8 protein-coding genes are annotated in these 8,305 nt (G+C 54.1%); 7 read left to right on the top strand and 1 reads right to left on the bottom strand.

Translation table 11 applies throughout. The features are described 5' to 3' along the window. Window positions 1-85: 85 nt before the first annotated feature. From rplI to purB, 7 genes are all read left to right on the top strand, one after another. Window positions 86-532 (top strand): 50S ribosomal protein L9, encoded by a 447-nt coding sequence (gene rplI, locus QMD53_06515; GenBank protein MDI6800297.1) that lies wholly within the window; start codon window positions 86-88, stop codon window positions 530-532. A 9-nt stretch (window positions 533-541) separates the two neighbouring features. After that, window positions 542-1,912, top strand: coding sequence for a replicative DNA helicase (gene dnaB / locus QMD53_06510; protein ID MDI6800296.1), 1,371 nt, complete (start codon window positions 542-544; stop codon window positions 1,910-1,912). A gap of 64 nt (window positions 1,913-1,976) precedes the next feature. Beyond that, complete coding sequence (locus tag QMD53_06505) at window positions 1,977-3,341, top strand: FAD-dependent oxidoreductase (protein ID MDI6800295.1); 1,365 nt, start codon at window positions 1,977-1,979, stop codon at window positions 3,339-3,341. 28 nt (window positions 3,342-3,369) lie between these two features. Then, on the top strand, window positions 3,370-4,644 hold the full coding sequence (locus QMD53_06500) for an adenylosuccinate synthase (protein ID MDI6800294.1): 1,275 nt from the start codon (window positions 3,370-3,372) through the stop codon (window positions 4,642-4,644). A gap of 76 nt (window positions 4,645-4,720) precedes the next feature. Beyond that, entirely contained in the window at window positions 4,721-6,001 is a 1,281-nt protein-coding gene (purD, locus tag QMD53_06495; protein MDI6800293.1) for a phosphoribosylamine--glycine ligase, read from the top strand. Window positions 6,002-6,044: 43 nt separating this feature from the next. Continuing rightward, the gene (gene purE, locus QMD53_06490; protein MDI6800292.1) at window positions 6,045-6,473 is read left to right on the top strand and encodes a 5-(carboxyamino)imidazole ribonucleotide mutase; all 429 of its coding nucleotides are present in this window, start codon (window positions 6,045-6,047) and stop codon (window positions 6,471-6,473) included. Window positions 6,474-6,506: 33 nt separating this feature from the next. Further along, the gene (purB, locus tag QMD53_06485) at window positions 6,507-7,805 is read left to right on the top strand and encodes an adenylosuccinate lyase (protein ID MDI6800291.1); all 1,299 of its coding nucleotides are present in this window, start codon (window positions 6,507-6,509) and stop codon (window positions 7,803-7,805) included. A 214-nt stretch (window positions 7,806-8,019) separates the two neighbouring features. Here the strand turns inward: purB and QMD53_06480 are convergent. Then, the coding region (locus QMD53_06480; GenBank protein ID MDI6800290.1) for a hypothetical protein at window positions 8,020-8,305 on the bottom strand (286 nt) is incomplete at its 5' end.

The following is an 8,305-nucleotide window of genomic DNA, read 5'->3' as shown; positions in this document are numbered from 1 at the left end:
TATCAAGCATAAAGGTATCATATCACAGTACCAGTTAGGTAGGAATCACCATGTTGTAAGTTCATATTTTGTAGGCGGGTAGCCCATGAATGTGATATTGATAAAGGAAGTCAAAGCACTCGGAAAGCCGGGCGACGTGGTCAAGGTGAATCCAGGTTACGCCAGAAACTTTCTCTTTGCCAAGGGACTTGCCATCGAGGCGACCGAGGCCAATCTGGCCGATCTCAAAAAACGCAAGGCGGCCCACGAGAGAGGGCTCGCCGAAATAAAGGCCGAAGCTTTAACCATCTCTGACAAGCTGAGCGGCAAATCATTGCAGATAAAAGTCAAAGCGGGCGAAAAGGGCAAGCTCTACGGCTCTATAACGGCAAAGGATGTCGCAAGCGCCATCGGAAAGGAGTTTTCGGTCACGGTGGATAAAAAGAAGATCGATATCAGGGATAATATCAGGGTGATTGGAATCTGCCCCGTCTTGATAAAACTCCACCCCGAAGTAGAGGCCAAAATCGATATCGAACTCGTAAGCGAGTAAGGAGCTTTGATGGCCGATAACGCGCCCAGAGTCAAGAAGATCCTTGACGATCAGCTCAAAGACAGGATCCCTCCCCACAATAACGAGGCGGAGCAGTCGCTTCTAGGCTCCATGATAATCTCTTCTGAGGTGATCGCCGAGACCGCCGATAAAATAAGCGCTCAGGACTTCTATCGTCCCACTCACCAGAAAATTTTCGAGGCTATAACCTCGCTCTATACCAAGGGCGAGGCCGTCGATCCGATAACCGTGGCCGAAGAGCTGGAGGCAACAGGTCAGCTTGAAGCGGTCGGCGGCCGAGCCTACATCCACACCCTGATTAACGTCGTTCCCACGGCGGCCAATGCCAAATACTATGCCGAGATTGTTGAGAAGAACTCGGTCATAAGATCGCTCATTCGTGCCGCAACAGACGTGGTCAACATGGGTTATGAGGGCATCGATGACATCGGCCTTCTGATCGATGAGGCTGAAAGTAAAATCTTCTCTGTCTCCAAAAGGCGAATAAGCGAAAAGTTTGCCCATATCAAGGAGCTCTTGAAGGAGGGCTTCGAGCATATCGAGAAGCTTCAGAGGAGAGGGGCGGCCGTCTCCGGGCTGCCTACCGGCCTGACCGACCTCGACGAGAAGACGAGCGGTCTGCACCCCTCCGATCTCATCGTCATCGCCGCCCGCCCCAGTATGGGCAAGACCTCACTCGTCCTTTCCATTGCACAGCACGTGGCCATCGAGGAGAAGACGCCAGTTGCCATCTTCAGCTTGGAGATGAGCCGCCAGCAATTGGCCCAGCGGCTACTCTGCTCCGAAGCCAGGGTCGATGTTCAGCTTCTGCGCTCAGGGCGGCTTGCCTCAGAGGACTGGCGCGATCTCTCCTTTGCGGCCGGCCGTTTGGCTGAGGCCCCCTTGTATATAGATGACACCCCGTCCATCACCATGATGGAGGTCAGGGCCAAGGCGAGAAGGTTGATGGCCAAGCATAAACTAGGTCTGATCGTCGTAGATTATTTGCAACTCATGCAGTCGAGAACCAGAAGCGAGAGCCGCCAGCAAGAGATCTCCGAGATTTCAAGGTCGCTTAAGATACTCGGGCGCGAATTGGACGTTCCGGTCATTGCCGTCTCTCAGCTCTCTCGGGCCGTCGAATCGAGGACCGACAAGCGGCCCCTACTCTCCGACCTTCGGGAATCGGGCGCCATAGAACAGGACGCCGATCTCGTCATCTTCATCTACCGCGACGACTATTATAATCGCGACTCCGACGAGAAGGGTATCGCCGAAGTCATCTTGAGCAAACATAGGAACGGCCCGACCGGTACTATTAAGCTGGCCTTTTTGGAGCAATATACCAGGTTCGTCAACCTGGCCAAGGGCTACGATTAAACCAAACCTCATCTTTGGCAGATTTAAGAGGCGTCTTAAGCTTACTATTTGAGGGGGAGCCGCGGTGAAGGAATACGACGTAGTCATAGTTGGGGCCGGGCCGGCCGGTATTTTTGCCGCACTTGAGCTTGCTAAGAAAGATAATATAAAGGTCCTCGTGCTTGAGAAGGGTCAGGATATCGAGGCGAGATCGGCTCGTCTTGAGGATAAGGCCGAGGGCTATTATGAGGCCGTGACATCGGGTTGGGGCGGAGCCGGCGCCTTCAGTGACGGCAAGCTGACTCTCTCCTCCGAGTTCGGGGGCTGGCTCGGCGAGTATATGTCTAGAGACTCTCTGGATAAGCTGATCGAGTACGTCGATTCGGTCTATTTGAATTACGGGGCCGCCGAAAAAGAGCATGGCACCGACCAGGCCGAGATAGAGCGCCTCCACCACGAGGCTGAGCTGGCCGGATTGATTTTGATTCCGGCCAAAATAAGACACATGGGCACCGAGAAGGCCAGAGACATCATGAAGGCGATGAAGGAGACTCTGGACCAAAAGATCGAGACCAGAACCGGCGCCGACGTTCAAGAGATCGTGGTCGAAAATGGCCTGCTTAAAGGGGTGAGATTGGCATCCGGAGAGATGATTTGGGCCAAAGCGGTAGTGGTTGCCCCAGGGCGGGTCGGCTCAGACTGGCTCTCGTCAGAGGCCAGGCGTCTTAACCTTCGGCTCAATATGAACGCGGTCGATATCGGCCTCAGGATCGAGACGGCTGCTTCGGTGATGGAGCCGATTACCAAATATCTCTACGAGCCCAAGCTGGTCTACTACTCGAGATCGTTCGATGATAAGGTGAGGACTTTTTGCGTCTGTCCAAACGGCGAGGTGGCCAAAGAGAGCTATGGCGACGTGGTGACGGTCAACGGCCAGAGCTATGCCGATAGAAAGACGGACAACACCAACTTTGCCTTGCTTGTTAGCACGGCCTTTACCGATCCATTCCGAGAGCCGATTGCCTACGGCAAGCATATCGCTCGCCTGGCGAATCTCCTCGGCGGCGGGATTATCATCCAGCGCCTGGGCGATCTCAAGCGGGGAAGGCGCTCGACCGGGGCCAGGATCTCCCAGAGCCTGGTCACCCCGACGCTCAAGGCGACCCCGGGCGACTTAAGCTTCGTTCTGCCTTATAGATATATATGTGATATTTTGGAGATGATCGAGGCCTTGGACAAGGTTGCTCCCGGCATAAATTCCAAGGATACCTTGCTCTATGGCGTCGAGGTCAAGTTCTACTCCTCCCGCCTGCAGCTTAGGCCCACCTTCGAGACGGAGGTCAAGAATCTCTATGCCATCGGGGATGGGGCCGGCATCACCAGGGGTTTGGTTCAGGCCTCGGTCTCGGGAGTCGCGGCGGCCAGAGCCATCGCCGCCTCGATCAAATAGTTTCATTTAAAAAAATGGAGGTTTTTTAGTGCCGGCAACCGTTTTGATAGGAGCCCAATGGGGCGATGAAGGCAAGGGCAAGATAACCGATCTTCTGGCCGATCAGATGGATGTGGTCGTCAGATACCAGGGCGGCGACAACGCCGGCCATACCGTCATCGACGGCGATAACGAGTTTCGCTTTCACCTCATCCCCTCGGGGATACTCTACCCCCACATCACCTGTATCATCGGAAATGGGGTGGTGGTCAACCCCAAGGTATTGATCGGGGAGCTGGACGGTCTCGAAGCTAAAGGGGTCGATACCTCAAAACTTCTGGTCAGTTGCAATGCCCACCTGGTCATGCCCTATCATCTGGTCATGGATGGAGCCCGCGAGCTCAAACTGGGCAAGGCTAACATCGGAACGACCAGAAAGGGGATCGGTCCGGCCTATGGCGACAAGATGAGCCGCCTTGGCCTTCGGGTTCAAGATATGCTGGATATGAAGATATTTGCCGAAAAGCTCAAAGTCGCCTTGGACGAGAAGAACGAGCTCTTGACCAAGATATACGGCCTGGAGCCCTTCGAGCCCAAAGGGATAATAGGCGATTATTCCGCTTACGCCGAGCGTCTTAAAGGGCACATAGACGATACGGCTCTGACCATCAACCGCTACCTCGATGAGGGCAAAAACGTCTTTCTGGAGGGGGCCCAAGGGACCCTGCTCGATATCGATCATGGTACCTATCCCTTCGTTACCTCCTCCTCGCCGGTTAGCGGCGGGGCCTGCATCGGAGCGGGCATCGGGCCAGGGCGGATAGACAAGGTGGTCGGAGTGGTTAAGGCCTATGTGACCCGGGTCGGCTCGGGGCCGTTTCCAACCGAGCTGGCCGATGAGATCGGCGATCTCATCCGCGAGAAGGGCGGCGAATACGGCACCACGACCGGGCGGCCCAGAAGATGCGGCTGGTTTGATGCGGTCATCTTGCGTTATGCCAATATGGTCAACGGCCTGACCGAAATCGCCCTGACCAAACTGGACGTTCTCTCCCAGTTCGACCGGATCAAGATTTGCGTCGGCTATGAATACGAAGGGGAGCGTTTCGATAGTTTTCCGCCTCACCAGACCATCGTTCATAAGGCAAAGCCGATGTATGAGGAAGCGGCGGGCTGGAAGGAGAGCCTCTGCGAGATAGAGAGCTATTCTGATCTTCCCAAAGCGGCGACAGATTACCTGGAAATGATAGAGGAGCTCGGTAAAGTCAGAATAAATATGATCTCGGTCGGTCCCAAGAGAAAACAGATAATCTTTAAGGATTAATGGTAGAATTTTACTTGGGAGTGACTACCAGCTCCCCTTTGGATACCCGTCCGGTCTCGATCTTTTGGAGGATTTGATGAAGGTTTTGGTGGTCGGTAGCGGCGGCCGCGAGCACGCCATCGTCTGGAAGCTTAAAGAGAGCCCTTTGGTCGATGAGATCTTCTGCACCCCCGGGAACGGAGGCACCGCTCAAATTGCCGAAAATATTTACATCCCTTCCGAAGATACCCGAGCCATCGCCGATTTTGCCAAAGATAATGTCATAGACCTGACCGTGATCGGTCCGGAAGGCCCGCTAGTTTTAGGCCTTTCCGATCTTCTTGCCGAGCGGGGCATGAAAGTTTTTGGCCCGAGCCAAGCGGCCGCTCAAATGGAAGGGAGCAAGATCTTTGCCAAGCGGATTATGGAAGCCTGCAATGTTCCCACGGCCGCTTCCAAGATCTTTACCGACTACGATGAGGCCGCCGCCTGCGTCAATGAGTCCGATTTCCCCTTGGTCATCAAGGCCGACGGTCTGGCCGCCGGCAAAGGGGTCATCATAACCAAAGACATGCAGGAGGCCCTCTGGGCCCTTAAGACCTGTTTGATAGATAAGAAATTCGGCTTGGCCGGAGAGCAAGTCTTGATAGAGGATTTCTTGGAGGGCGAGGAGCTCTCCCTCCTCTCCTTCGTCCAGGGCGAGACCGTCATCCCGATGGTCTGCGCCCAGGATTACAAGCGCGTCTATGACGGCGACATGGGGCCAAATACCGGCGGCATGGGTTCATATTCTCCCGTCCCTTCCGTCGGCGAAGAGACGGCCAAAAAGATAGTCAAAGAGATCATCAAACCGGTCGTTGCCGAGCTTGCCAAGCAGGGGATCGAGTATAGCGGCGTCCTCTATGGCGGCATCATTTTAACTAAAGACGGTCCCAAAGTGCTCGAGTTCAACTGCCGCTTCGGCGACCCCGAAACTCAAGCCATCCTGCCCCGGATGAAGAGCGATCTCTTCGAGATAATGCTGGCCGTGGCCGAGGGCAGGCTGAAAGACATCAAGAAGATCGACTGGAAAAGCGAGCCTTGCGTCTCTGTCGTTCTGGCCTCCAAGGGCTATCCGGGCGACTACGAAAAGGGTCTCCTCATCGAAGGGGCGAGCGAGATGAGTTTAAAGAACGGCGCCCTTCTCTTTCACGGCGGAACCGCCCTAGAGAGCGGCCGGCTCGTTACCAACGGCGGGCGGGTCATGAACGTGACGGCGCTGGGCAGCGATTTTGCGGATGCCAGAAGGCTCGCCTATGAGGCGATAAAGGAGATCAGTTTTGAGGGCATATTCTATCGCAAGGATATTGCCCTTCGGGCCGTAAATTACAAAGAGTAAATTATTAGGAGGAGAATTGGAGCAAGCTTTGGTTGGGATTTTGATGGGAAGTTCGTCAGATGCCGAGGTGATGAAGGGAGCTGAAGAGGCTTTGAGCGAGCTTGGCGTCCCCTTCGAAGTTAATGTCATGTCGGCTCACAGAAATCCGGCCCGCGTCAGCGAATATGCTTTGAGCGCAAAGGAGCGGGGGATAAAGGTTTTGATCTGCGGGGCTGGCAAGGCCGCTCATCTGGCCGGTGTCGTTGCCGCTCACACCAGCCTTCCGGTCATCGGGGTGCCCATCTATTCCAAGGATTTTGGCGGGATGGACTCGCTCCTTTCGATGGTCCAGATGCCAAGCGGGGTTCCGGTGGCAACCGTGGCCGTTAGCGGAGCCAAGAACGCGGGGATTTTAGCCGCTCAAATGCTTGCCCTAAGCGATCCGGCCATCGCCAAGGCGGTAGCCGATTTTAAGTCTGCCCTCTCTAAGTAAGGCCCAAGTCTTCTCGATCAAAGGAGAAATCATTTGATAGATAGATATACGCGCCCCAAGATGGCCGCCATTTGGAGCCTGGAAAATAAGTTCAAAAAGTGGCTCGAAATAGAGATACTCGCCTGCCAGGCCCAGGCTGAGCTCGGCGTCATTCCCAAAGAGGCGGTGGGCGAGATAAAGAATAAGGCCGCCTTTGAGGTGGCTAGGATAGAGGAGATCGAGGCCGAGGTCCATCACGACGTCATCGCCTTCTTGACGTCGGTAAAAGAGTTCGTCGGCGAGAGCGCCAAGTATATTCACTTCGGTATGACCTCATCGGACGTGGTCGATACCGGACTCTCCCTTCTAATGAAGGAAGCCATCGAAATCTTGATAGAGGATGCAAAAGAGCTCAAAGCTGTTCTAAAGAAGCGGGCCGTCGAACATAAAGAGACCATCATGATTGGCCGCTCTCACGGCATCCATGCCGAACCGACCACCTTCGGCTTAAAGCTTGCCCTCTTTGCTTTCGAGATGGAGAGGAATATCAAGCGCTTGGAGGCGGCCAAGGAGACGATATCTTATGGCAAGATCTCCGGGGCGGTCGGCACTTACGCCAACATTGATCCCTTCGTGGAGGAATACGTCTGTAAGAAGCTTGGTCTTAAACCTGCCGAAGTCTCGACCCAAGTCTTGCAGCGCGACCGCCACGGCGAATATATGTGCGCCCTTGCCATCCTCGCCTCCACTCTGGATAAGATGGCAACCGAGATTCGCCACCTGCAGAGGACCGAAGTATTGGAAGCTGAGGAGCCGTTCGCCAAGGGGCAGAAGGGTTCATCGGCCATGCCTCACAAGAAGAACCCGATAATCTCCGAGCGCATCAGCGGTCTTGCCCGGGTCATTCGGGGCAACGCTCAGGCAGCTCTCGAAGATGTGGCCCTCTGGCATGAGAGAGACATCTCTCACTCATCGGTTGAGAGGGTCATCGTGCCCGATAGCACCAGCCTGCTCGACTACATGATGACCAAGATGATCTGGCTCATCTCAAACCTTACCGTCTACCCCAAAAACATGGAGGCCAACTTGAACAAGACGGGTGGCCTCTTCTTCTCCCAGAAGGTTCTTTTGGCCCTGATCGAAAAGGGCATGAGCCGTGAAGATGCCTATGCGATCGTCCAGCGCTCGGCCATGAAGACCTGGCAGGATAGGGGCGATTTCAAAGAAGAGCTCCTTGCCGACGGGGAGGTTGCCGCAAAGCTTAGCCCGGCCGAGCTTGACGCCATCTTCGACCCCAAAGCGTTTCTGGTCAACGTGGATAAGATCTTCGCGCTGCTTGAACAGCTTAACTAATAGCGCTCCCCTAGAAATCCTCGCCTAAAGGGAGCCTATCTCGCACGGGTTCGGGTGTTTCTTGACTAGGCTAACAGAGAAGCCCGATTGAGAAACAAACCTTCCCCTAAAAAGGAGCGTCCCACACTTACGAGCCCCTACTGCCATTTAATGATTCGTTAAACCCATCCTCCCCCTACGCTTTATGAAAGACACGATAAATGGGTTTGAGACATTAAAAGATGTTGGATATATACCCTGTTATAAATACCCCAAAAGTTCCCAATAAAATTATGCAAACAGCACAGAATATGCAAGGATAAAGCATCATCCAGTGCGCCTCGTCTTTTTTTATATCCTCATCGCTGGGAACTTTAAAAAAAGCAGCATAAATAATCGGGAGATAATAGGCCGCGTTTAAAATCGCACTGACCAGCACAACGATAACAAAGAGGTATGTGCCTGCTTGCTGGAATGACTCGACATCACTACCTCCTTGCTCGTTGACCAATGGAAAATAA

The organism is Actinomycetota bacterium, from assembly GCA_030017835.1.
GTDB lineage: Bacteria > Actinomycetota > Aquicultoria > UBA3085 > Oleimmundimicrobiaceae > Yes70-04.
The sequence above is the reverse complement of the archived record's forward strand: the minus strand, read 5'-3'. Positions and strand labels throughout refer to the sequence as shown.

Coding starts and splice junctions, on each gene's coding strand:
- rplI (MDI6800297.1), top strand. CDS start 86: ATGAATGTGATATTGATAAAGGAAGTCAAAGCACTCGGAAAGCCGGGC.
- dnaB (MDI6800296.1), top strand. CDS start 542: ATGGCCGATAACGCGCCCAGAGTCAAGAAGATCCTTGACGATCAGCTC.
- purD (MDI6800293.1), top strand. CDS start 4,721: ATGAAGGTTTTGGTGGTCGGTAGCGGCGGCCGCGAGCACGCCATCGTC.
- purE (MDI6800292.1), top strand. CDS start 6,045: ATGGGAAGTTCGTCAGATGCCGAGGTGATGAAGGGAGCTGAAGAGGCT.